A 19,782-nucleotide genomic window follows, 5' to 3' on the forward strand; every position below is an offset into this window, starting at 1 on the left:
CGCCAACTAGCGATTGATGCCGCGCCCTTCGGACCAGGCGCGCCGTGGTGAGGACCTCAGCGGTGGTTGAGGAGGTGGACTGCGTCCGCGGCCCAGTAGGTGAGGATGGTGTCGGCGCCGGCTCGGCGGATGGAGGTCAGGGTCTCCAGGACGGCGCGGTCGCGGTCGATCCAGCCGTTGGCGGCGGCGGCCTCGACCATCGCGTACTCGCCGGAGATGTTGTACGCCGCGACCGGCACGTCCACGTGGTCGCGGACCTGGCGGATGATGTCGAGGTACGCCAGCGCCGGCTTCACCATCACGATGTCGGCACCCTCGGCCACGTCCAGATCGACCTCGCGCAAAGCCTCGCGGGCGTTCGCACCGTCCTCCTGGTACGTCTTCCGATCACCCTGCAGCGACGAGCCCACGGCCTCCCGGAAGGGACCGAAGAAGGCCGACGCGTACTTCACGGAGTACGCCAGGATCACCGTGTCCAGATGACCGGCAGCGTCCAACGCCGTACGCACGGCGCCGACCTGACCGTCCATCATCCCGGACGGACCGACGACATGCGCACCTGCCGAAGCCTGCGCGACGCCCATCTCGGCGTAGATCTTCAGTGTCGCGTCGTTGTCGACCCGGCCCTCGGAGCCGAGTACGCCGCAGTGCCCGTGCGAGGTGAACTCGTCGATGCACAGATCCGACATCACCAGCAACTCGTCGCCGACTTCGGAGACCGCGTCCCGGATCGCGACGTTCAGGATGCCGTCCGGATCGAGCGCACCGGATCCGACCTCGTCCTTCGTCTCGGGTACGCCGAACAGCATGACCCCACCGAGTCCCAGCTGAGCGGCCTCGGCGATCGCCTTCCGCGCGGTGTCGCGGGTGTGCTGCACGACGCCTGGCATGGATTTGATCGCGATCGGCTCGCGGGCGCCTTCCCGGACGAACATCGGCAGGATCAGCTGCCGCGGCTCCAGGGTGGTCTCCGCGACCAGCCTGCGCATCGCCGCCGACGACCGAAGCCGCCGCGGCCTGACCTCCGGGAATCCAGGCATTGACTCAGCTCTTCCGACGAGATCCCGAGCGACGCTCGGACGGACGGGTGACCGGTTCACCGGCCTCGACCATGGTGTCACGCCGGTCCGCACCGAAGCGGGCCAGTGCGTCGGCGAGCTCCTCGGCGGACGGCGACTCGGCCATCGCGTCGACCCGCAGCCCGTGCTCCTCGGCCGTCTTCAGCGTGGCCGGGCCGATCACCGCGATCACCGTCGACGCGTGCGGCTTGCCGGCGATGCCGACCAGGTTGCGCACCGTCGAGGACGAGGTGAACACGACCGCGTCGAACTTGCCCGACTTGATCGCCTCACGGGTCGGCGCCGGCGGCGGGGCGGCCCGCACGGTCCGGTACGCCGTGACGTCGTCGACCTCCCAGCCGAGATCGGTCAGCCCCGCGACCAGCGTCTCGGTCGCGATGTCGGCGCGCGGCAGGAAGACCCGGTTGATCGGGTCGAGCACCTCGTCGAACGGCGGCCAGTCCTCGACCAGCCCGGCGGCGGACTGCTCACCGGACGGGACCAGGTCCGGACGGATGCCCCAGGCACCGATCGCCTCGGCGGTCTTGTCGCCGACCGCGGCGATCTTCAGCCCGGAGAACGCCCGCGCGTCCAGCCCGTACTCGTCGAACTTCTCCCGGACCGCCTTGACCGCGTTGACCGAGGTGAACGCGACCCACTCGTACCGGCCCTCGACCAGGCCGCGGATCGCCTTATCCATCTGCTGCGGGTTGCGCGGCGGCTCGACCGAGATCGTGGGGACCTCTTCCGGCATCGCGCCGTACCGGCGGAGCCGGTCCATCAGCGGGCCGGCCTGGTCCTTGGTGCGCGGCACCAGGATCCGCCAGCCGAACAGCGGCTTGGTCTCGAACCAGGACAGCGCCTCGCGCTGCTCGACCACCGCGCCGACCACGATCACGGCCTCGCCGGTCACCTTGGCGGCGCGCAGGTCGGCGACGATCGTCTCGACCGTGCCGACCACACTCGTCTGCGCGGTCGTCGTACCACCGACCGTCGCGGCGACCGGAGTCGACGCTTCGAAGCCCGCCTCGAGCAGCGCGGCGACGGTGTCCTTCAACACCTCGGTCGCGTTCAGCAGGACGAGCGTCTGCTTCGGGTGCAGCCGGGTCAGGTCGAGCTTGGCCTCGGCCAGGTCGACCACGGTGATCTCGCGGTCGCCCTTCATCGTCAGCGGGATCCCGGCGTACGTCGGAACCGCGGAGACCTCGCTGACACCGGGGACGACGTTGAAGCCGATGCCCGCCTTCTTGCACGCGGCCGCCTCCTCGGCGCCGCTGGAGAAGGTGAACGGGTCGCCTGTCAGCAGGCGGACGACGTTCGCCGCGGTCTTGGCCGTCTTCACCACGAGGCGGGCCCGGGCGGCGACCTTGAGCGCCCGGCTGCCCTCGGCGCCGGAGCCGTCGATCACCTCGACACCCGGCTTGCAGTACGCCAGGAACGGATCGTGCTCGGGGCCCTCGACCACGACGGCGTCGGCGTTGGCCAGCACGTCGCGGCCGGCCAGCGTCAGCAGGGCCGGGTCACCGGGGCCGACGCCGACGAATGTGACGTGGCCGAGTGGCCTGGTCTTGACGGTACTGGTGGCGGCGGCCTTCGCCGGCACCTTCTGAGGTGTCGTGGATGCTGCGGTGGCTGTCTTCGCGCTGCTCACGTCTGCCTTCGCCCTCGTCCTCGTCCTGCTCGTCTTGTGCGCCGTGTCATGGGCCGTCTTGTGGGCGGCCGTCGTTCCCCGTGCCGGTGTCATGTCCGCTCCAGCAACTCGTTCGCCAGCGCTTTGCCCAGGGACACCGGGTCGTCCACCGGCCCGTTCGCGGAGAGCCGCCGTACGCCGTCGTCCTGGCCGAGCGCGCCCCGCAGCCAGAGCTCGGGGCCGTCCTCGCCGTCGACCACCTCGGCGAGCGCGCCGACCGGAGCCGTGCACCCTGCCTCGAGCGTGGCCAGCAACTGCCGTTCCGCCGTCACCGCCGCACGCGTGGCCGGGTCGTCCAGCGGGGCCAGGGCGGCCAGCACCTCGGTGTCGTCCGCGCGGCACTCGATGCCCAGGGCACCTTGTCCCGGCGAGGGCAGCACCTGGATCGGATCCAGGGTCTCGGTCACCTCGGCGAGTCGTCCCAACCGGGACAACCCTGCCCTTGCCAGCACCACCGCGTCCAATTTGCCCTCGGCCACCATCGCGATCCTGGTGTCCACGTTGCCGCGGATCCCGGTGCATTCCAGGCCCAGGCCGAGCGCCTCGAGCTGCGCGACCCGGCGTGGCGCGCCGGTGCCGACCAGGGCGCCGGCCGGGAGCTCACCGAGGGTCAGGCCGTCCCGGGCGACGAGCACGTCGCGCGGGTCCTCACGGACCGGGATCGCGCCGATGGCCAGGCCGTCGACCGGCCCGGTCGGCAGATCCTTGAGCGAGTGCACGGCGATGTCGATCTCGTCCGCCAGCAAGGCGTCACGCAGCGCGCTGACGTAGATGCCGGTGCCACCGATCTGCTCCACCGGGGCGACCTTGTCGGCGTCGCCGGTGGTCATGATCGGGACCACCTCGACCTCGTGACCGAGATTGCGGAGCGCGTCGGCGACGAGCGTCGCCTGCGCGGTCGCCAGCGCTGACCGCCGGGTGCCCAGCCGGATCATGCGTGCTCACATCCGGTCGCGTCGGCGCGGGTGTGGCTGGTCTCGGCCGGCGCCTTCGCGGCCGTGACGGCGTCCACCGTCGCCGGGTCGAGTGCGAACAGTTCGCGCAGGGCGTCGGCGTACGTCGGACCGCCCGGATCGGCCGCGAGTTCCTTCACCCGGACCGTCGGGTTGTGCAGCACCTTGTCGACCACGCGGCGGATCGTCCGCGCGACCTCGTGGCGCTGGTTCTCGTCCAGGCCGGGCAGCCGGCGCTCCAGCCTGGCCAGCTCGGAGTCGACCAGTTCGGTCGCCATCGTCCGCAGCGCGACCACGGTCGGCGCGACCGACGCGGCCCGGCGGGTGGCCTCGAACGAACCCGTCTCCTCGCCGACGATCCGGCGTACCTCGTCGATGTCGTGCTCGCTGCCGCCGGCCGTCCCGGCCAGGTCGGCGAGGGTGACCAGCCTGACCCCGGGGATCCGGGCCACCTCGGGCGCCACGTCCCGCGGCAGGGCGACGTCCAGGACACCGAACGGTCGCCCGTCCGCCGCGTTCCGGATCATCTCCTCGGTCAGTACGACGCCGCGCGCGCCGGTGCAGGACACGACCAGATCGGCGTCGGCCAGGGCGTCTGGGACGGCCGCGAGCTGGATCGCCGTACCGCCGATCCGCTGGACCAGAGCGACCGCGCGGTCGTAGTTGCGGTTGGCGATGGTCACGCTCTGCGCGCCACCGTTGAGCAGGGTCTGCGCGGCCAGCGACGCCATCGAGCCGGCGCCGACGACCAGCGCACGGCGGCCCTCGAAGCCGCCGACCGCCTCGAGTCCGGCCGACACGACCGAACGGCCGGCGGAGTCGATGCCGGTCTCGGCGCGGGCCCGCTTCCCGACCCGCAACGCGTGCTGGATCAGGGCGTTGAGGTCGGTGCCGATCGTCTCCAGGTCCTGGCCGACGCGCAGCGTCTCCTTCACCTGGCCGAGGATCTGGCTCTCCCCGACGATCATCGAGTCCAGCCCGACCGCGACCTGGAACAGGTGCGCGACGGCGCCTTCCTCGAAGTGCACGTAGAGATGCTCGGCCAGATCCAGCAGCGGTACGCCGGTGACGTCGGACAGGATCGCGGTGACGTCGTCCATGCCGGCGTGGAACCGTTCGACGGTCACGTAGACCTCGGTCCGGTTGCAGGTCGCGATCACCGCTGACTCACCGACGGCCGGCGTGTGCTTCACGGCCAGGGCCAGCTTGGTCGCCGCGTCCGGGTCGAGTGCCACCCGCTCGAGGACGTCGATGTCCGCTGACCGGTGGGAGATCCCGACGACCAAGTAGCTCATGCGCCGACACCCCCGCCGACGCTCGGCAGATCGGTCAGACCGTTCATCGCTGGTAGCTCGGGCACCTGGGGGAGCGCCGCCTCTCCGGACTTTCGTTGTTCGTGGTACGCCAGGATCTGCAACTCGATCGAGAGGTCCACCTTGCGGATGTCGACGCCGTCGGGCACGGACAGCACCACCGGCGCGAAGTTCAGGATGCTGGTCACCCCAGCGGCGACCAGCCGGTCGCACACCTCCTGGGCCGGACCGGCGGGAGTGGTGATGACCCCGATCGAGACCCGGTCGGCCTTCACGATGTCCTCGAGCTGGGCGAAGTCGCGGACCTCCATGTCGCCGATCCGCTCGCCGACCAGGTTCGGGTCGGCGTCGAGCAGGGCGACGATCCGGAAACCGCGCGTACCGAAGCCGGAGTAGTTGGCCAGCGCGTGACCCAGGTTTCCGATCCCGACGATGACCACGGCCCAGTCCTGGGTGACGCCGATCTCGCGGGCGATCTGGTAGCGCAGGTACTCCACGTCGTACCCGACGCCGCGGGTGCCGTAGGAGCCCAGGTAGGACAGGTCCTTGCGCAGCTTCGCCGAGTTGACCCCGGCGGCGGTGGCCAGGTCCTCGCTCGACGCGGTGGCGATGCCGCTGTCCGACAGGGCGGTCAGGGCCCGCAGGTACACCGGCAAGCGCGCGACAGTCGCCTCGGGAATGCCGCGCTCGGTTCTCGTCGGCGGGCCGGGGCGACGGCTGCTGGCACGCGTCACAATTCTCCTGGGAACGGTAGTTCAGGCCGCGGTCTGGCGGCCGGCGGCCGTTCTTACTCTAGGAGCTTGTGAACGTGAGAACAAAATCGGCGGACCCCGGCGTGACCGAGAGCACTAACCGGCGAGGGCCTTCCGGAGCCTGACCGGGTCCACCCGCCAGAAATCGTGCTGCTTCCCGTCCACGAAGGTGACCGGGATCTGCTCGCCGTACTCCGTGAACAACCGGTCATCCTGCGTGATGTCGACCTCGGTCCACTCCACCCCGAGCTCGGCGCAGACCGCCTGGACGATCGCCCGGGCATCGTCGCACAGGTGACAGCCAGGCTTGCCGTACAGCGTGACCCGGCTGCTCATCGGTCCGCCCGGAGCCGGCCCTTGGCGACCTTGCCGGTGACCGAGTGCGGCAGGTGGTCGACGACCTCGATCTCCACCGGGCACTTGAACCGCGCCAGCCGGGTCCCGGCGTACTCGCGGACCGCCGCGGGCTCCACGGTCGCATCAGGACTGGGTACGACGAACGCCTTCACGGCCTCGCCGGTCTCCTCGGACGGTACGCCGATGACGGCGGCCTCCCGGACACCCGGAGCCGCGACGAGCACTTCCTCGACCTCGCTCGGGAAGACGTTGAAGCCGGACACGATGATCAGCTCGCGCAACCGGTCGACCAGGAACAGGTCGCCGTCGGAGTCGAGGTAGCCGACGTCGCCGGTCCGGTACCAGCCGTCCAGATCAGGGCCGTCGGCACCATCCGGCCAATAGCCGGAGAACAGGTTGCGGCCGCGGATCAGGATCTCGCCGGGGTCGTCGCCCTCGACGTCCTCGCCTTGCTCGTCGGCGATCCGGAGCTCGACGTTCGGCAGTGCGCGCCCGACCGAACCGGGCTTCGGCTCGGCCTCACCGAGGGTCGCGGTGACTCCCGGGGACGCCTCGGTCAGGCCGTAGCCCTGGTGCACGAACAGGCCGCTGGCCTGCTCGAAGCGATCCGCGAGCGCCCGGTCCAGGGCCGACGCGCCGGTCAGGACGACCTTGACCGACTGCAGCGCCTCGCGCAGATCCGGCCGGGCCAGCAGTGCGTGCAGTGCCGGCGGGGCGAGCGGCAGGCGGGTGACGCCGTACTTGGCGATCAGGTCCAAGGTGTGCGCGGTGTCGAACCGCTGGTCGACGATCAGCGCCGCGCCGGTCGCGACGGTCCAGCCCAGGACGGCGTTCAGGCCGAAGGCGTGGAACATCGGGAGCACGCCCAGGACGACGTCCTCGGGGCCCATCCGGTCCTCGCCGAGCTCGGAAAGGTTCGTCACGTTCGCCGCGAGGGCCCGATGGGTGAGCATCGCGGCGCGCGGATCTCCACTCGTCCCGGACGTGTACAGCAGGACCGCGAGCATCTCCGGGTCGAGCTGCGGAAGTAACGGAGCGTGACCTTCGAGCTCGTCCGGCGCAACCGTCCGCAGGCCCTCGATCTTGTCCGCGAGGTCGGCCCCGGCGACCGCGAGGCGCGCCCCGGAGTGTTGCACGACGGCCGCGATCTCGGGCTTCGTGAGCCCGGTGTTCAGCGGCACGGCGACCAGGCCGGCGCGGAGAATCCCCAGGTAGGACGTGACGAACTCGATGCTGTTGGCAACGAGTAGCACGACCCGGTACCCGGGCACGAGGCCGGCCGCGGCGAACCCCTGCGCGGTCCGGTCGACGGCCTGGTCGAGCTCGTCCCAGGTCAGCCGCCGATCCCCGTCGACCAGCGCGACACGTTCGCCGTGACGTTGCGCTGTGTCACGAAGAATGTCCGCGAAATTGAAGTTCACCAGGTGAGTCTGTCATGCGTGCGGAGGCACCAGGGATCGACCGGCTCGCTCGGAACGGTTGCAGCAGAGCGTGACGACATATATACAGGTGAACTCGTGGGCGACCTTCTGCCGAACCTCACACTGCAGAAACCGTCCGCGCCGGGGAGACCATGCGCGATATCCCCGACAGCAGGCTGCGCCGTTCGCGGAAGCAGCCCGCTGGCGCATTCGTGACCCATCGGACCGGACGGAAGGCGGCACGCCTCAGGCTGTTGACAGCGAGTGTTTCTCAGGTAACGCTCGGTGCTGCCTCAGCCGCTGTGGCCATTCGCGGATGTGTCAGAAGACGTGTCAGTTGAACGGGGAGAGAACTTGACGACGCCGGAGCCAAGCCCGGACGGGATGAGACGTGCGGAGCTCGTCGATCGCGCCCAGGCCGGGGACGTCGGTGCCTTCGGTGAGCTGTACGACGAGTACTCGCTCACCGTCTATCGCTACATCTACGCGCGGGTGTCGTCGTCGGCACTCGCGGAGGACCTGACCAGTGAGACGTTCGTCCGGGCGCTGCGTGCGCTGGACTCGTTCCGCTGGCAGGGCCGGGATTTCGGGGCCTGGCTGGTGACCATCGCCAGGAACCTGATCACCGATCACTACAAGTCCGGCCGGGTCCGGCTCGAGGTGGTCACGGACGAGATCGAGACGCACGACCGGCAGACCGAGGGGCCGGAGGTCGACGTACTGGCCGCAGCCACCGCCGAGGTGCTGCGGGACGCCGTCGCGAGCTTGCCCGACGAGCAACGCGACTGCCTGACGATGCGATTCTTCGCCGGTTTGTCGATCGCGGAAACGGCCAAAGCGCTGGACAAGTCCGAAGGCGCCGTCAAGCAACTGCAACTGAGGGCCGTACGGCACTTGGCGAAGGTTATCCCCAAGGACTTGAGGTGAGGAGGATGACAACGAATGTCTTTCGTAACCCGTCAGGGAGTTTCCTCGTTTGCCTGGTGAGGACCTGTCGGTGACCCCGGCTGGCCATTGAGGAGAACGAGAACTCATGAGTGACCTACACAGGGCTCGAGCGCGCGCGGAGGCATTCGCGCACGCCGTCGATCACGGGCCCCGTCACTCTTCGCGACAGAGCGATGACCCGGAGCTTGTGGAAGCTGTGGAACTGGTCGGACGGCTGAGGACCGCCGGCGCAGTGGCACCGCGTCCGGAGTTCAGTGCCGAGCTACGGCACCGCCTGCTGGAGCAGGCGGCCGCCCGCGCGGCGACGACGACTCCGACGATGGTGCGCAGCCTTCCGGACAGCTCCGACGACCCGCCGGGTGGCGAGGACGTCGACGCGTCCGTGACAGAGATCCGCCATCGTCACGGCCGGCGGATCCGGCTCGTGGCCAGTACCGCCGCGCTGGTCCTGCTCGGAGGTGGCATCGGTTCCGCCGCCGCCGCTCAGCAGGCGATGCCCGGCGACACGCTGTACGGGATGAAGCGCAGCATCGAGAACGTCTCCACCAACGTCGGCATCGGGGACGACTCCCGCGGCCGGCGCGATCTCGAGCACGCGATGACCCGGTTGTCCGAGGTCGACAAGCTGGCCGAGTCCGGCGGCGACGTGGCCACCATCAACGGCACGCTGGACGTCTTCTCGGTGCAGGCACGCAAGGGCGTGTCCCGCCTGGTCGCGTCGTACCAGCAGGACGGCGACGAGAGTTCGATCACGGCGATCACGACCTTCATCACGAACGCCCGCCAGGCTCTTGGTGAACTCGCGCCGAAACTCCCGCCGGAGTCCCTGAAGTCTGCCGTCGAGGCGCTGGCCACGGTCGAGCAGCTGGCCCAGCACACCACGGTCGCCTGCCCGAAGTGCGACGCACCGAAGCCGGCCAAGGGCGGCGGCACCCAGCCGAACCGTCCGGGTGTCAGCACCGAGCCGAGCGACCCGGGCAACGGATCGACGACGAAGCCGTCGACCCCCGGTGCGTCCGTCAGCGGACAGCCGACGACAGCCCCGACGAAGCTGCCGAACACCACGATCGTGGAGGAGTCCAACACCCCCCCGCCGAGTCTGAAGAACCCGCCGAACCCGTCGTCCTCACAGCCGACGCCAACGCCGACCGGGGTCCCGACCGTCCCCACCCCAGGCACCACCTCGTGGCCCTGGCCGTTCCCGACCCTGAGCCTGCCGACGCCGATCATCAACATCCCCGGCGTCATCCAAACCCTCCTTCCACCCTGGAAGTAGGCCCAGCCCCCAAGAAGCCCGGCGCGCACCCTGCGCCGGGCTTCTGTTGCAGTTGACACGGTGTCAACCCGGACAGTGAGGGGTCATGGTGAATATCGGAGAATTCGCTCGCCTCGGTGGTGTCTCGACGCGCATGTTGCGGCACTACGACGCCATCGGCGTACTCAAGCCCGCCGACGTCGATCCGTTCAGCGGACGACGCTCGTACGACGTGGCGCAGTTGCCCATGCTCAACCGGCTGGTCGCCCTCAAGGGGCTCGGTTTCAGCCTGGACGAGGTCGGCGCACTGCTCAGCGAAGGCGTGGATCCGGCCGAGCTGCACGGCATGCTGCGCCTGCGGCAGGCCGAGTTCGAACGCCGGGTGCGGCAGGATCAGCACGCCCTCGGCCGGGTGCGAGCGCGTCTCCGACTGATCGAACAGGAGACCCAGGTGACCACACACATCGAAACCAAGCAGGTCGACGCGTTGACCCTCGCCGTACTCTCGGCCGCCGCCCGGGACGCCAGTCGGCAGAGCACCGGCGCCGTCGTGCAGACGTTGTTCGGCCAGGTGATCGACCGGATGGAGGCCGTCGTGGCCGATCGGACCACCCCGGTGGCTCACTACGTGCCGAGCTCCGGCGACGAGATCCAGGTCGCGGCCGGCTTCGCCGTACCCGCCGATTCGGTGCCGGGCCTGCAGACCTACGACCTCCCCGCTGCCGCGGTGGCCTCGACTATTCACCAGGGTCCGATGTCGGGCATCGCCGCGGCCTACCAGACCCTCGCGCAATGGGCCGAAGCCGAGGGCCACCACGACGCCCTCGAGTCACCGCGCTGGCGAGAGCACTACTTAGAAGCAGACGGAATCGACGAAACCCACTGGATCATCGAACTCCAGCTGGAACTCACCTGACCCACCCGAACGCCCCCCGGCGGGGATATCCGCTCGCACACAGCTCCGCCCGGGCGGAGCCCAGCCGACGTCCGAGGGGGTTGTCCGGCGTATGGGTTGGCGGTGGCCTGATTGGCGCGGATCCTGCTGGGGGCGCCGTTGGCGTGCAGATCGACAGGATGTGTCGGTCCGCGAGTGGTGGTGGTCCGCGTGCTCAGGCGTGAAACCGGCCGGCGGGGCCGGGCCCGAGCCGACACCTCCTGTCCAGCTGCACCAGTTCCATCCCCACCGCACGAGCACCCGCCTCCCCACGGTAGGGAATGCGGTGGCCGACTCGATGCAGTGGCAACCGGACCACCGAGTCCTGGGAGGAGCACACCCGGGGTCGCAGTGATATCGGTCTCGTACGCGAGCACCTGCTGGGTGCGCAGTGCGAGCCGGGCCGCCGACGGCCGCCCCCACATCCAGTACCTATAGGTGGTTATCCCCTTGGCTGGTGGGTTCTCTGCTCTTGTACCAGGTGAGAACCCACCAAACGCGGGGATAGCCCTCGCGTGCGGCGTGGGCCGGCTGAACACGGTTGGCGCGACGAGAGCTCGGACACCCAAACCGGGACCTCGGACACCGCACCACGTGTCCGCGTTCCCCGGAACGTGTCCGACGCGGCGGGGTCAGAAGAAGACGCTGCGGCGTTGCATGAGGAGGGTGTAGAGGGTCTGCTGGATGGTTTCGCGGACCTGGTCGGTGACGTTGAAGACGAGCATGGGGTCATCGGCGGCGCCGTCGGGGAACTCGTCGGTGCGGATCGGCTCGCCGAACTCGATCAGCCACTTCGAGGGGAGCGGGATCAGGCCGAGGGGTCCGAGCAGCGGGAAGAACGGGGTGATCGGGATGTACGGGACGCCGAGCAGGCGGGCCAGGGAGGCGATGTTGCCGACCAGGGGATAGATCTCCTCGGCGCCGACGATCGAGCACGGGACGATCGGTACGCCGGTCCGCATCGCGGCGCTGACGAAACCACCCCGGCCGAAGCGCTGCAGCTTGTACCGCTCGGCGAACGGCTTCCCGATCCCCTTGAACCCCTCCGGCCACACCCCGACCAGATCGCCCCGCCCGAGCAACCGCTCGGCGTCGTCGTTGCTCGCCAGCGTCGCCCCGCCCTTGCGGGCGAGTTCACCGACGAACGGCGTCTGGAACACCAGGTCCGCCGCCAGCGTCCGCAACGGCCGATGCGCGTGATCCGCGACGATCAGCTGCGTGACGAGCCCGTCGAGCGGCATCGTGCCCGAGTGGTTCGCGACGATCAGCGCACCACCGTCTGCCGGGATGTTCTCCGCCCCGCGCACCTCGACCCGGAACCACTTCTCCGCCAGCGGCCGCAGCACCGGCAGCAGCACCTGGTCGGTCAGATCCGGGTCGTACCCGAACTCGTCGACGTCGTAGCCCCCGCTCAACCGCCGCCGCAGGAACGCCAGCCACTGCGCGACCCGCCGCTCGCCGTCCTCGCCGAACAGCTCGCGCACCACCCGCTCGAACCCGGCGAAATCCAGACTGGCGGGAGCAGCGGGTACGTCGACCTCCGCGGCCACCACCTCGGCCGGCTCCACCGGCGTCTCCACAGCCGGCTTGCCGGCCCTGGCTGTCTTCTTCGAGCGAGCACCAGGTCTGGCCAGCGCACGCGCCGCCGCGGAGGGCGTCGTACGGCGTCCTGATCCGCGACCCGGGCGACCGCCCGCACCGATCGGGATCACGTCGGCGTCAGCCACGCAGCGCTCCCAGCCCCGCCGACAGCAACCCCGACGCCCGCCTGACCGCACCCGGCCCGAGCGAGGTCCGGAAGTCGTCAAAGGCCGATGCCGTCGTGTACCCGGGCTCGAACCCGAAGTCCGTTCGCATCCGCGTCGTGTCCACGGCCCGCCCGTACGTCAGGAAGGTGATCTGGTCCGGCGAGAAGTCCGCGAGCCGAGCCCGCCGTACGACGGCCGCCGTGCTGGCCGCGGTGAACGAGGGCAGCCGCAGCGTCGGCCGGCCGAGCCGGCGGATCGCCTGGGACAGCGTGAGTACGCCGTCGCCGGCCAGGTTGAAGGTCCCGGGCAGATCGTTCACGGTGGCGTGGCGGATCGCCTCGACGCCGTCGTCCTCGTGCAGGAACTGCAGGCGGGCGTCGTACCCGAACACAGTCGGTACGACGGGCATCGCGAAGTACCGGGTGATCGGGGAGTCGGTCTTGGGGCCGATCCAGTTCGCCATCCGGAGCGTGGTGACGCAGACATCGGGGCGACGCCGGGCGAACCCGCGCACGTACCCCTCGACCTCGACCGCGTCCTTGCTCAGCCCGGTCTGGTGGATCGCCCGGGGCGCCATCTCCTCGGTGAACATGGCCGGATCCCGCGGACCCGCGCCGTACACCGTGGTCGACGACTTCACCACCAGCTTGGCCACGCCGGGCGCCTTCTGGCAGGCGGCGAGCAGCTGCATGGTGCCGATGACGTTGATCTCCTTCATCGACGACCGGCCGCCGGCGCTGCCCGGGGTGGCCACGACGCCGGTGTGGACGACCGTGTCGACGTCCTCGGCAGCGATCACCTTGGCGATCACGGGGTTGCGGATGTCGGCCCGGACGAACCGGACCCGGCCCAGCTCGGCGCGTGGCGGCACCACGTCGATGCCGAGCACGGTGCCGATCGACGGATCGTCGGCCAGCCTGCGCGCACAGCGAGCGCCGGCGTCCCGGGAGACGCCGGTCACCATCACTACCTGTGCCACGAGAGACCCCCAGCCAGACAGCAACCCCACCGGAGGCCGCGCCGGGCGCCGGCGCGGCGGGAACTGCTTACTTGCCGAGCTTGCGGCGCTGCACCCGCGTCTTCTTCAGCAGCTTGCGGTGCTTCTTCTTCGCCATCCGCTTACGGCGCTTCTTGATAACAGAACCCACAGTTGGACCATCCAAACTCAAAGAGAACGTCGGCAAAGCTTACCCGCAGGTCACCGCGTGAACCTAAAGCAGGCCGCTCGGTAGGGTGGGGAAGGACCTGGGGAGGCGCGCATGGCGACAGGTACGACGGCTCGGTACGACGGTCTGGCCGACTGGTACGACGCCCGCTACGTGGCCGGCGCCGAGCCGCACCAACCCGGCCTGCTCGAGCTCGTCGGGCCTGGATCCGGACCATGCCTGGACATCGGCTGTGGCACCGGCCGCAACTTCGAGACCATCCGCGCGAGCGGTCGCAGCGTGGTCGGCCTGGACTTCTCCGCCGACCAGCTCCGGCTGGCTCGCACCCGCACCGACGGGCCGCTGATGGTCGCGGACGCCGCCGTACTCCCGTTCGCCGACGCGTCCTTCGACACCGCGATGGTGATGTGGATCTCGACCGACGTGGACGACTTCACCAAGGTCGTCCAGGAGGCGACCCGAGTCCTCCGGCCGGACGGCGTCCTGGTCGTGTACGGCGTCCATCCATGCTTCAACGGCCCACACGTCCTCTGGAACGAGGACGGCAGCCGGCTGGTCCACCCCTCGTACCGCCAAGGCGGCTGGCCCGAGGAGTCCCCCTACTGGGGCGACGGCATCCGCCGCCACGTCGGCATGCACCACGTCCCCCTCGCCACCTACCTCAACGCCTTCCTCACCCCCGCCCTGACCCTCGAACGCTTCGAAGAACCAGACCCCGTCGGCGTCCCCTACTCCCTGGCAGTCCGCGCCCGTCGCAGCAGCTGAGCGAAGCTTGTCGGTGGCGGCTGATGGAATCTTCCGCATGGTGACGCTGGATCCGTGGCGCGAGCAGGACTTCTGGTTGCTCGAGCGTTGCAACACACCCGAGATGACCGCTCACCTGGGCGGTCCGGAGAGTCCCGAGAAGCTGCACGACCGGCACCGCCGGTACGTTGAGAACGCCTTTCCGGGGCAGATGTACGTGATCGTCACCGACGACGGCGAGCGCGCCGGCTCGGTCGGCTACTGGGAACACACCGAAGCCATCCAGACGGTCTGGGAGACCGGCTGGGCGATCCTGCCGGAGTTCCAGGGCCATGGGCTCGCGACCGCGGCGGTGCATGCGGTGGCAAAGATCGCTGCGGCGACCGGCACCCACAGCAGCCTGCACGCTTATCCCGGCGTGACCAACGCCGCCTCCAACGCCCTCTGCCGCAAGGCCGGCTTCACACTCCTGGGTGAGCGCGACTTCGAATACCCCAAGGGCCACTGGATGCGCTGCAACGACTGGTCCCTCGACCTTTAGGTGTGTCGGTCAGCAACTTGGTGGCCGGCACCAACCTCACGCGGCCTTGCGGACTGGGATCTGGACGATGGGGTCGGTGAGGATGGCCAGGTGGGGGGTGGCGGTTCGGGCGGTGGGCTGAGTGGTACTCGCGTAGGCGGCCGGGGTGAAGGCGACGGCGGCGAGGCCGAGGCCGACAATGGTGCCGACGGCAACGGTCTTGACGATCTTCGTGCGCATGACGGGCTCCCTGGAAGTCTTTGGCCGGGGCTTCTTTCCCGGCGGTGACTCCATCCTCGACGCCCGCGCTGGAACCGTCCTGGGAGTAACCTGGGAGACGGCTGGCAGTCAGAGCGCCGCGACCTCCGGCACCGCGGCGGTCAGGATCCGCGCGGATTCCGGGGTCCACGGTCCGGTGCGGATCACGACGGCGTGATCGATTCCCCACGATGCTTGCTCTCGGCAACGTTCGACGAAACTGCCGACGGTGTCGTCCGGGGTGAGCCGGGTGGACAGCGTCTTCTCGATCTCGTCGTACGGACGACCGCTGTCCTGGCAGTGCTTGCGCAGTACGTCGAGTTTGTGGCGGACCGTCGTACCACCATCGGGCAGGTCGAACAGGTTGCACGCGTCCGCACGCCGCGCCACCATCCGCAACGTCTTCTGCTCCCCCGTGCCACCGATCAGCACCGGCGGACGGCTGGCCGGCCGCGGGCTGCAGATCGGCCCCTCGAGCTGGAAGTGCTGACCGACGTACGGCGAACTGTCGCCCGCGAACATGCGGTCCGCGATGTCCAGCAACTCCTCCAGTTGCTCGAACCGCGCCTTGGTCGGCCCGAGCGGGACGCCCATCGCCCGTGCCTCGTCACCCTCCCACCCGATCCCGACCCCGAACCATGCCCGCCCCCGGGTGAACGCATCCAGCGTCGCGATCGCCTTCACCTGGACGGCGGGCGGCCGGAACGGCACCGGCGACACCAGCATCCCGAGCCGCGCCCGGCTGGTGATCGCGGCCAGGAACCCGAGCATGCTGACGGCCTCGAACAGTTCGGCCTGGGGATGACTGGTCGGATCTGCCTGGAAGAGATGGTCCGGCACCCAGATCGTGTCCAGCCCACCCTCGTCCGCGATCGCCGCGATCCGCCGCAGCCCGTCCACACCATCGGTCCAGGCGTGATCCGTCACCGTCATGCTGACCTTCATCCGGCCACTCCAGAATTTTAGGGTCACCCTATGTTTAGAGCCACTCTAAGCGCATTACGCTGACGCTGTGAAGGCAGTGGACGGGCTCCGGGCGCGGAAGAAGCGGGAGACGCGCGAGCGGATCGCGGCGGCCGCGCGGGAGTTGTTCGTGGCGCACGGGTTCGACGAGGTCACCGTGGTCGAGGTCGCGCGAGCCGCGCAGGTGTCCGAGGCCACCGTGTTCAACTACTTCCCGACCAAGGACGACCTGTTCTTCGGCGGTGGACTCGAACAGTTCCAGGCCGCGACGCTGGCCACGGTCAGGGACCGCCCGCCCGGCGAGTCGGCGATCGCCGCTTTCCGCCGCTTCACCGTCGCGAACGTCGCCCACACCGCCGACCCGGGCGCGGTCGAGCTCATCACCACCGCGGCCCGGGTGGTCGACGGCAGCCCGTCGCTGCGGGCCCACGAGCGCGAGATCGTCGCCGCAACCACCGACGCGCTGGCCGGCCTGCTGCAGTCGGACGGCTCGGATCGGCTGGCGGCCTGGGCGATCGCGAACGCCCTCATCGGCGTCCAGCGAGCGATCGTCGCCGAGATCCGCACCGAGGTCCTGGCCGGCCGCCACAGCCCGAAACTCGTTGCCCGCGTCCAACGCGAGGCCGCCACCCTCCTCGCCCAACTCGAAACCGCCTTCACCCGCTGACTTTGTGCACCAGATCCGCAAGCTGACGGCGTCGAGATACGGATCTCGTGCACAAAGTCAGCTTTGGCGTGCGCCCCCCGGGGCTTGCCGCTTTCCGGAACATCCCGGTCACCTGGCGCACTTTTGTTTCCGGAGACCAGCTGCGGCTGACCGGCGTGACGACCGAATGTGTCTAGAGGTAGTTGGAGACCGGACCGAGGGTGAGCAGGCCGGAGGCGGCTCCTGCATGCTCCGTGGTTGCTGGAGCCAGGGCGGCTTGCGCGCGCTCGAGCACGTGAGGTTCCCCGAGTTGTCGTGCTGCGTGGGCGATCAGAGCCCAGTGTGCCTCCAGGAGTAGCCGTGGTGGCGGGTCGGGTACGGCGTTGAGATCGCTGAGAAGCAACGGGCGGATCCACGGTGTGTGGGGACCGTAGTCGGCCGGCGGGATCGGGCGGTCGTGGCGGATCGACCAGCACGCCAGCGCCAACGGGAGTAGGCCTTGGTCGAGGCCTGGCCTGCCGGCGTTGTCGAGGAGCACGGCTGCCGAGCGGTAGGCAGCGGGCGTGTCTTCGCGGAGTGCGGCGTACCAGCCGGTGAAGACGGCGACCAGCGGGAGCTCATGCCGCACGGCCAACGCGTCGGCGGCAGCAGCGTGGTGGTCGGCAGCGGCGTAGTCGGCGAGGGCGCAGGCGGATTGCAACCGGATCAGGTGGCCGAGGACCTCGTACGTGACGAGGGCGTTGCGTTGGGACAGCGTGACGAGCTCGGCGCCGATCGCGTCGCGCTCAGGGGCCAGGCCGGCCCGGTAGCAGGTCTGCATGAACAGACCATTGAGCGCAAAGGCCAGGAGCACCGGATCATCCAGACCATCGCCTCGTTCCTCGGCTGCGGTGATGGCCGCGAGCCGATGCCGAGCATTCGCATGAAAATCCCCTCAGTAGAAAGCTTTACAGAAAGCTATAATCAAAGACAGATAGGCTGTCAACCATGACCACGAGCGATCGGGTGGACGGGATCCTCGCGGCCTGGCAGCAGGAACTGCCGGACGCGCTGCACCCGACCAGCGAGCTGACCAAGCGCCTGATGGTGCTGGCCGATGCCTTGGACCAGGCCACTCGGCCGGTGCTGCGGGAGCTCGGCCTGACCGCGGCCGAGTACGACGTGATCGTCGCGCTGCGTCGCTCGGGAGCGCCGTACCGCCAGAAGCCGTCGGACCTGAGCCGCAGTCTGCTGCTGTCCTCGGGCGGCACGAGCAATGTCGTCAACCAGCTGGTACGGCGTGGATTCGTGGCCCGCGAGCCCGACCCGGACGACGGGCGCGGCACCCAGATCCGGCTCACCGCCGAGGGCGTGGCGCTCGCCGAGGAGGCCGTGATCGCGAGCGCTGCAGCCCATCACAAGCTGTGGGACGGCCTGCCCGGCGACACTGTCCAGCGTGCCACCGCCGCACTGCGGGCGCTCTCGGGACTGCCGGAGACATGACGAAGCGGCCGGTCCCCGGAGGGATCCGGCCGCTTCGGCTTCTCGTGGTTATCCGGCCTGGAAGAAGGCGCCCTTGAGGTAGTCGTGCACGGCGTCCTCCGACACCCGGAACGAACGACCAACCCGCACCGCGGGCAGCTCACCGGAGTGCACCAGGCGGTACACCGTCATCTTGGACACGCGCATGGCCGTGGCGACCTCCGCCACGGTCAGGAACTTCACCTCGGCGAGCGGCTGCTCACCACCGGACTTCTTTGATGCCATTGCGCACCGCACTTCCAGCACGGATCGTGCGCCGGCTTCCCCTCCGGCACCTCCGTCCGTGCATGCAACGAGCGTAGTGGCTGTTGGTACGAATGGGAAAGAGGGGGACTCGTGTGACTCAATAGGAGGGATCGAGACCCAAGAGCGGGAAGCTGGTGTCGCGGGTGGCTTTGATCGCGCGGTCCAGCCAGGTGTCCGGGTTGTAGCCGCTCGACCAGTCCACGTACGACGCGTCCCGGCCGTCCGTCATCCGCAGCGGCGCGACCCGCGCGAAGCGGATCCGGACCTCCTCGCGCCACGACTCCGGCACCGGCGTCAGCGGGTCGATCGGGTTGCCCGCGACGATCGCGAGCAGGTGAGTCCAGGCCCGCGGTACGACGTCGACGATCGCGTACCCACCGCCACCGGTGGCGATCCACTTCCCGCCGGCCACCTCGTGCGCGAGGTCGTGCAGGGCCAGGTACGCCGCCCGCTGCCCGTCGATCGTTTTCGTCAGGTGGGCCAGGGGATCCTCGACATGCGAGTCGCAGCCGTGCTGCGTCACCAGCACCGTCGGCCGGAACGCCCTCACCACATCCGGCACGATCGCGTGGAACGCCCGCAACCAGCCGGCATCGCCCGTCCCCGGCGGCAGTGCCACGTTGACCGACGTACCCTCGGCGTCCGGCCCGCCCGTCTCCCCCGCACTGCCGGTGCCGGGGAAGAGCGTGGTCGGCGACTCGTGCAGGCTGACCGTCAGTACGCGCGGATCGTTGTAGAACGCCGCCTGTACGCCATCACCGTGGTGCACGTCGACGTCGACGTACGCGATCCGCTCGGCGCCGTGGTCGAGCAGCCACTGGATCGCGATGGCCGGATCGTTGTAGACGCAGAAACCGCTGGCCCGGTCCGGCATCGCGTGGTGCAGGCCGCCGGCGATGTTGGCGGCGTGCAGGACATCGCCTTCCCAGACCGCCCGCGCCGCCTCGACGGAGGCGCCGACGATGTGCGCGGAGACCTCGTGCATCCGCGGGAAACAGTACGTGTCGTGAGTGCCGAGCCCGTGGACCTCATCGGAGGTGTCGGGGTTCTCGCCGGCCCGCTTGACCGCGGCGATGTACTCGGCGGTATGCACGGTCTCGAGCAGTGCGTCGTCGGCCGTCGGCGCCGGCACGACCTTGAGCTCGTCGAGCACACCGAGGGCGCTCGCCAGCCGGATCGTCAACTGCACGCGGATCGGACTCATCGGATGCCCGCGGCCGAAGTCGTACTCGGTCAGTCCGTCGTCGAAGACCAAAATCGCCTCACCGCTCATGTCTCCGACCTTAACC

The 19,782-nt window shown here is 69.5% G+C and carries 22 protein-coding genes; 7 read left to right on the plus strand and 15 right to left on the minus strand.

Going from position 1 to position 19,782, the window contains the following annotated elements; genetic code table 11:
• Positions 1–56: 56 nt before the first annotated feature.
• From hemB to OG558_RS07215, 7 genes are all read right to left on the minus strand, one after another.
• A complete protein-coding gene (gene hemB / locus OG558_RS07185) occupies positions 57–1,040 on the minus strand; it encodes a porphobilinogen synthase (protein ID WP_405069498.1) in 984 nt (327 codons plus the stop codon).
• A gap of 4 nt (positions 1,041–1,044) precedes the next feature.
• The gene (locus OG558_RS07190) at positions 1,045–2,802 is read right to left on the minus strand and encodes a uroporphyrinogen-III synthase (RefSeq protein WP_405069499.1); all 1,758 of its coding nucleotides are present in this window, start codon (positions 2,800–2,802) and stop codon (positions 1,045–1,047) included.
• Complete coding sequence (hemC, locus tag OG558_RS07195) at positions 2,799–3,683, minus strand: hydroxymethylbilane synthase (RefSeq protein WP_329482373.1); 885 nt, start codon at positions 3,681–3,683, stop codon at positions 2,799–2,801. The genes OG558_RS07190 and hemC overlap by 4 nt, the downstream gene beginning before the upstream one ends.
• Positions 3,680–4,996 carry a glutamyl-tRNA reductase gene (locus OG558_RS07200; protein WP_405069500.1) on the minus strand — a complete coding sequence of 439 codons (1,317 nt, stop codon included), beginning with the start codon at positions 4,994–4,996 and terminating at the stop codon, positions 3,680–3,682. Before OG558_RS07200 ends, hemC begins: the two co-directional genes overlap by 4 nt.
• Positions 4,993–5,748 carry a redox-sensing transcriptional repressor Rex gene (locus OG558_RS07205; RefSeq protein WP_328525889.1) on the minus strand — a complete coding sequence of 252 codons (756 nt, stop codon included), beginning with the start codon at positions 5,746–5,748 and terminating at the stop codon, positions 4,993–4,995. The genes OG558_RS07200 and OG558_RS07205 overlap by 4 nt, the downstream gene beginning before the upstream one ends.
• A gap of 114 nt (positions 5,749–5,862) precedes the next feature.
• A complete protein-coding gene (locus OG558_RS07210) occupies positions 5,863–6,102 on the minus strand; it encodes a glutaredoxin family protein (RefSeq protein ID WP_405069501.1) in 240 nt (79 codons plus the stop codon).
• Positions 6,099–7,544 (minus strand): class I adenylate-forming enzyme family protein, encoded by a 1,446-nt coding sequence (locus tag OG558_RS07215; RefSeq protein ID WP_405069502.1) that lies wholly within the window; start codon positions 7,542–7,544, stop codon positions 6,099–6,101. Before OG558_RS07215 ends, OG558_RS07210 begins: the two co-directional genes overlap by 4 nt.
• Positions 7,545–7,898: 354 nt before the next feature.
• On the opposite strand from OG558_RS07215, the gene OG558_RS07220 reads away from it, so the two are divergent.
• The 3 genes from OG558_RS07220 to OG558_RS07230 all read left to right on the plus strand — a co-directional run bounded on the left by OG558_RS07220 (position 7,899) and on the right by OG558_RS07230 (position 10,663).
• Positions 7,899–8,471: a sigma-70 family RNA polymerase sigma factor gene (locus OG558_RS07220; protein WP_405069503.1), complete on the plus strand. Its 573-nt coding sequence runs from the start codon at positions 7,899–7,901 to the stop codon at positions 8,469–8,471.
• A gap of 253 nt (positions 8,472–8,724) precedes the next feature.
• Positions 8,725–9,768 carry a DUF5667 domain-containing protein gene (locus OG558_RS07225; RefSeq protein WP_405069504.1) on the plus strand — a complete coding sequence of 348 codons (1,044 nt, stop codon included), beginning with the start codon at positions 8,725–8,727 and terminating at the stop codon, positions 9,766–9,768.
• 85 nt (positions 9,769–9,853) lie between these two features.
• Positions 9,854–10,663 carry a MerR family transcriptional regulator gene (locus OG558_RS07230; RefSeq protein ID WP_405069505.1) on the plus strand — a complete coding sequence of 270 codons (810 nt, stop codon included), beginning with the start codon at positions 9,854–9,856 and terminating at the stop codon, positions 10,661–10,663.
• 650 nt (positions 10,664–11,313) lie between these two features.
• Here the strand turns inward: OG558_RS07230 and OG558_RS07235 are convergent.
• The 3 genes from OG558_RS07235 to OG558_RS07245 all read right to left on the minus strand — a co-directional run bounded on the left by OG558_RS07235 (position 11,314) and on the right by OG558_RS07245 (position 13,577).
• Entirely contained in the window at positions 11,314–12,408 is a 1,095-nt protein-coding gene (locus tag OG558_RS07235; RefSeq protein ID WP_405069506.1) for a lysophospholipid acyltransferase family protein, read from the minus strand.
• Entirely contained in the window at positions 12,401–13,393 is a 993-nt protein-coding gene (locus OG558_RS07240) for an NAD-dependent epimerase/dehydratase family protein (RefSeq protein ID WP_405072123.1), read from the minus strand. Before OG558_RS07240 ends, OG558_RS07235 begins: the two co-directional genes overlap by 8 nt.
• An 82-nt stretch (positions 13,394–13,475) precedes the next feature.
• Complete coding sequence (locus OG558_RS07245) at positions 13,476–13,577, minus strand: 30S ribosomal protein bS22 (RefSeq protein ID WP_008356322.1); 102 nt, start codon at positions 13,575–13,577, stop codon at positions 13,476–13,478.
• Positions 13,578–13,688: 111 nt separating this feature from the next.
• Between OG558_RS07245 and OG558_RS07250 the strand changes: the two genes are divergently transcribed.
• Positions 13,689–14,360 carry a class I SAM-dependent methyltransferase gene (locus OG558_RS07250; RefSeq protein ID WP_405069507.1) on the plus strand — a complete coding sequence of 224 codons (672 nt, stop codon included), beginning with the start codon at positions 13,689–13,691 and terminating at the stop codon, positions 14,358–14,360.
• Between the two features lie 13 nt (positions 14,361–14,373).
• A complete protein-coding gene (locus OG558_RS07255) occupies positions 14,374–14,880 on the plus strand; it encodes a GNAT family N-acetyltransferase (protein ID WP_405069508.1) in 507 nt (168 codons plus the stop codon).
• Positions 14,881–14,916: 36 nt separating this feature from the next.
• Here the strand turns inward: OG558_RS07255 and OG558_RS07260 are convergent, their stop codons facing one another.
• Positions 14,917–15,099, minus strand: a complete 183-nt coding sequence (locus tag OG558_RS07260; RefSeq protein WP_405069509.1) for a hypothetical protein — start codon at positions 15,097–15,099, stop codon at positions 14,917–14,919.
• 108 nt (positions 15,100–15,207) lie between these two features.
• Positions 15,208–16,050 carry an LLM class flavin-dependent oxidoreductase gene (locus tag OG558_RS07265; protein WP_405069510.1) on the minus strand — a complete coding sequence of 281 codons (843 nt, stop codon included), beginning with the start codon at positions 16,048–16,050 and terminating at the stop codon, positions 15,208–15,210.
• A 79-nt stretch (positions 16,051–16,129) separates the two neighbouring features.
• Between OG558_RS07265 and OG558_RS07270 the strand changes: the two genes are divergently transcribed.
• A complete protein-coding gene (locus OG558_RS07270) occupies positions 16,130–16,747 on the plus strand; it encodes a TetR/AcrR family transcriptional regulator (protein WP_405069511.1) in 618 nt (205 codons plus the stop codon).
• A gap of 172 nt (positions 16,748–16,919) precedes the next feature.
• Here OG558_RS07270 and OG558_RS07275 read toward each other — a convergent pair whose 3' ends face one another.
• The gene (locus tag OG558_RS07275; protein ID WP_405069512.1) at positions 16,920–17,579 is read right to left on the minus strand and encodes a hypothetical protein; all 660 of its coding nucleotides are present in this window, start codon (positions 17,577–17,579) and stop codon (positions 16,920–16,922) included.
• 134 nt (positions 17,580–17,713) lie between these two features.
• Between OG558_RS07275 and OG558_RS07280 the strand changes: the two genes are divergently transcribed.
• Positions 17,714–18,208 carry a MarR family winged helix-turn-helix transcriptional regulator gene (locus OG558_RS07280; protein ID WP_405069513.1) on the plus strand — a complete coding sequence of 165 codons (495 nt, stop codon included), beginning with the start codon at positions 17,714–17,716 and terminating at the stop codon, positions 18,206–18,208.
• 48 nt (positions 18,209–18,256) lie between these two features.
• Here the strand turns inward: OG558_RS07280 and OG558_RS07285 are convergent, their stop codons facing one another.
• Both OG558_RS07285 and OG558_RS07290 read right to left on the minus strand, forming a co-directional pair.
• Entirely contained in the window at positions 18,257–18,472 is a 216-nt protein-coding gene (locus OG558_RS07285) for a helix-turn-helix domain-containing protein (protein WP_012923942.1), read from the minus strand.
• A gap of 118 nt (positions 18,473–18,590) precedes the next feature.
• Positions 18,591–19,766, minus strand: a complete 1,176-nt coding sequence (locus OG558_RS07290; protein ID WP_405069514.1) for an acetoin utilization protein AcuC — start codon at positions 19,764–19,766, stop codon at positions 18,591–18,593.
• Positions 19,767–19,782 lie beyond the last annotated feature (16 nt).

It is taken from the genome of Kribbella sp. NBC_01510, from assembly GCF_045040325.1.
GTDB lineage: Bacteria > Actinomycetota > Actinomycetes > Propionibacteriales > Kribbellaceae > Kribbella.

What these genes read in the sequence shown, in the direction of transcription:
- hemB (WP_405069498.1), bottom strand. Translation starts at nt 1,040, where the DNA reads ATGCCTGGATTCCCGGAGGTCAGGCCGCGGCGGCTTCGGTCGTCGGCG.
- OG558_RS07190 (WP_405069499.1), bottom strand. Translation starts at nt 2,802, where the DNA reads ATGACACCGGCACGGGGAACGACGGCCGCCCACAAGACGGCCCATGAC.
- hemC (WP_329482373.1), bottom strand. Translation starts at nt 3,683, where the DNA reads ATGATCCGGCTGGGCACCCGGCGGTCAGCGCTGGCGACCGCGCAGGCG.
- OG558_RS07200 (WP_405069500.1), bottom strand. Translation starts at nt 4,996, where the DNA reads ATGAGCTACTTGGTCGTCGGGATCTCCCACCGGTCAGCGGACATCGAC.
- OG558_RS07210 (WP_405069501.1), bottom strand. Translation starts at nt 6,102, where the DNA reads ATGAGCAGCCGGGTCACGCTGTACGGCAAGCCTGGCTGTCACCTGTGC.
- OG558_RS07230 (WP_405069505.1), top strand. Translation starts at nt 9,854, where the DNA reads ATGGTGAATATCGGAGAATTCGCTCGCCTCGGTGGTGTCTCGACGCGC.
- OG558_RS07240 (WP_405072123.1), bottom strand. Translation starts at nt 13,393, where the DNA reads ATGGTGACCGGCGTCTCCCGGGACGCCGGCGCTCGCTGTGCGCGCAGG.
- OG558_RS07250 (WP_405069507.1), top strand. Translation starts at nt 13,689, where the DNA reads ATGGCGACAGGTACGACGGCTCGGTACGACGGTCTGGCCGACTGGTAC.
- OG558_RS07260 (WP_405069509.1), bottom strand. Translation starts at nt 15,099, where the DNA reads ATGCGCACGAAGATCGTCAAGACCGTTGCCGTCGGCACCATTGTCGGC.
- OG558_RS07265 (WP_405069510.1), bottom strand. Translation starts at nt 16,050, where the DNA reads ATGACGGTGACGGATCACGCCTGGACCGATGGTGTGGACGGGCTGCGG.
- OG558_RS07280 (WP_405069513.1), top strand. Translation starts at nt 17,714, where the DNA reads ATGACCACGAGCGATCGGGTGGACGGGATCCTCGCGGCCTGGCAGCAG.
- OG558_RS07285 (WP_012923942.1), bottom strand. Translation starts at nt 18,472, where the DNA reads ATGGCATCAAAGAAGTCCGGTGGTGAGCAGCCGCTCGCCGAGGTGAAG.
- OG558_RS07290 (WP_405069514.1), bottom strand. Translation starts at nt 19,766, where the DNA reads ATGAGCGGTGAGGCGATTTTGGTCTTCGACGACGGACTGACCGAGTAC.